The sequence below is a fragment of the Kitasatospora sp. NPDC057198 genome, from assembly GCF_042670125.1.
In the GTDB taxonomy this organism is placed as follows: Bacteria; Actinomycetota; Actinomycetes; order Streptomycetales; family Streptomycetaceae; genus Kitasatospora.
Window position 1 is genome coordinate 1 of sequence record NZ_JBHUWH010000768.1, and the last position, 2224, is coordinate 2224.

Annotated in this window: 2 protein-coding genes; both read left to right on the plus strand. The window is 72.0% G+C overall.

The window, feature by feature from the left end; all coding sequences use genetic code 11:
* The first annotated feature begins 22 nt into the window (after positions 1-22).
* Positions 23-1315, plus strand: a complete 1293-nt coding sequence (gene efeB, locus ACFUEL_RS38810; protein ID WP_380242783.1) for an iron uptake transporter deferrochelatase/peroxidase subunit — start codon at positions 23-25, stop codon at positions 1313-1315.
* 43 nt (positions 1316-1358) lie between these two features.
* Positions 1359-2207: an iron uptake transporter permease EfeU gene (gene efeU, locus ACFUEL_RS38815; RefSeq protein ID WP_380242785.1), complete on the plus strand. Its 849-nt coding sequence runs from the start codon at positions 1359-1361 to the stop codon at positions 2205-2207.
* The last annotated feature ends 17 nt before the right edge of the window (positions 2208-2224 follow it).

Below are 2224 nucleotides of genomic sequence, written 5' to 3' on the forward strand. Positions count from 1 at the left end.
CGTCCGAGAGGGAACGCCAGAGATGGACGCCGAGAACGAGCAGCAGGCGGCCCCCGTCGAGGACGGCGGGCAGGAACGGCGCGCCGGGCTCAGCCGACGGGCCGTCATAGGCTGGGCGGGGGCCGGCGTCGCGCTCGGCGCGGCCGCGGTGGGCACGGTGGCCGCCGCGACCATGTCGGGCGGGGACAGCGCGCCCGCGCCGCAGACCCCGGAGGTCCCGTTCTACGGCGAGCACCAGTCGGGCATCGCCACCCCCGTCCAGGACCGGCTGCACTTCGCCGCCTTCGACGTGATCACCGACGACCGGGACGCCCTGGTCAAGATGCTCAAGGAGTGGACGAAGGCGGCCGCCTCGATCACCGGCGGCCGCGAGGTCGGCGGCGGCGCGGTCGGCGTCGTCCCCGAGTCGCCGCCGGACGACACCGGCGAGGCGCTCGGCCTGCCCGCCTCCCGGCTCACCCTCACCATCGGCTTCGGCCGGACGCTGTTCGAGAAGGACGGCCAGGACCGCTTCGGCCTGAGGGCGAAGCTGCCCGAAGCCCTGATCGACCTGCCCAAGTTCAAGGGCGACCGGCTGGAGGCCGCCCGCAGCGGCGGCGACCTGTGCATCCAGGCGTGCGCGGACGACCCGCAGGTCGCGGTGCACGCGATCCGCAACCTGGCCCGGATCGGCATGGGCGTGGTCAACGTCCGCTGGTCGCAGCTCGGCTTCGGCAAGACCTCCTCCACCACGCCGGACAGCCAGACCCCGCGCAACCTGATGGGCTTCAAGGACGGCACCCACAACATCGCCGGGACCGACGCCGACACGCTCGCCCAGCACGTGTGGGCCGCCCCCGGCGACGGCGCCGACTGGATGACCGGCGGCTCCTACCTGGTCGCCCGCCGGATCCGGATGACCATCGAGACCTGGGACCGCGCCTCGCTCAAGGAGCAGGAGGACACCTTCGGCCGCACCAAGATCGAGGGCGCCCCCTACGGCAAGCAGCAGGAGCGCGACGCCCCCGACCTGTCGGCGATGCCCGCCGACTCGCACGTCCGCCTGGCGCACCCCGACAGCAACGACGGGCTGATGATCCTGCGCCGCGGCTACTCCTTCACCGACGGCACCGACGGCCTCGGCCGCCTCGACGCCGGCCTGTTCTTCCTGGCGTACCAGCGCGACACCCGCAAGGCGTTCGTCCCGCTGCAGACCAAGCTCGCGGCCAACGACAGGCTGAACGAGTACATCACCCACGTCGGATCCGCCCACTTCGCCTGCCCGCCCGGTGTCCGCAAGCCCGGCGAGTGGTGGGGCCAGACCCTCTTCGGCTGACCCCCGCCCCTTCCCTCTCCCTTCCGAAACGAGGAGAACCGCCGTGTTCGCCAACTACCTGATCGGCCTGCGCGAGGGCCTCGAAGCCAGCCTGGTGGTCTGCATCCTGATCGCCTACCTGGTCAAGACCGGCCGCAAGGACCGGCTCGGCCCGGTGTGGACCGGTGTCGGAGCCGCCGTCGCGCTGGCCATGGCGTTCGGCGCGGTGCTGCAGTTCGGCTCCAACCAGCTGTCCTTCGAGGCCCAGGAGGCGCTCGGCGGCAGCCTGTCGATCATCGCGGTCGGCCTGGTCACCTGGATGGTCTTCTGGATGCGCCGCACCGCGCGCCACCTGAAGAGCGAACTCCAGGGCAAGCTGGACGCCGCGCTCGCCATGGGCACCGGCGCCCTGGTCGTCACCGCCTTCCTGGCCGTCGGCCGCGAGGGCCTGGAGACCTCCCTGTTCATCTGGACCGCCGTCCAGTCCACCGGCGACGGCTGGAACCCGCTGCTCGGCGCGACCCTGGGCCTGCTCACCTCGGTCGTCCTGGGCTGGCTGTTCTACCGCGGCGCACTGAAGATCAACCTGGCGAAGTTCTTCACCTGGACCGGCGGCATGCTGGTCGTCGTCGCCGCCGGCGTCCTCGCCTACGGCGTGCACGACCTCCAGGAGGCCGACTGGCTCCCCGGCCTGCGCGCGCACGCGTTCGACATCTCCTCGACGATCCCGGCCGACAGCTGGTACGGCACCCTGCTGAAGGGCGTCTTCAACTTCCAGCCCGACCCCACCAAGGCCCAGGTCTGGGTCTGGGCGCTCTACCTGGTGCCGACGCTGTACTTCTTCTTCCGCAAGCCCGCGGCCACCCCGCCGAAGGCGGCGGCCCAGGCCCCGACGGGGGCCAAGGCCGCCTGAACCGGAGCACCGACGAC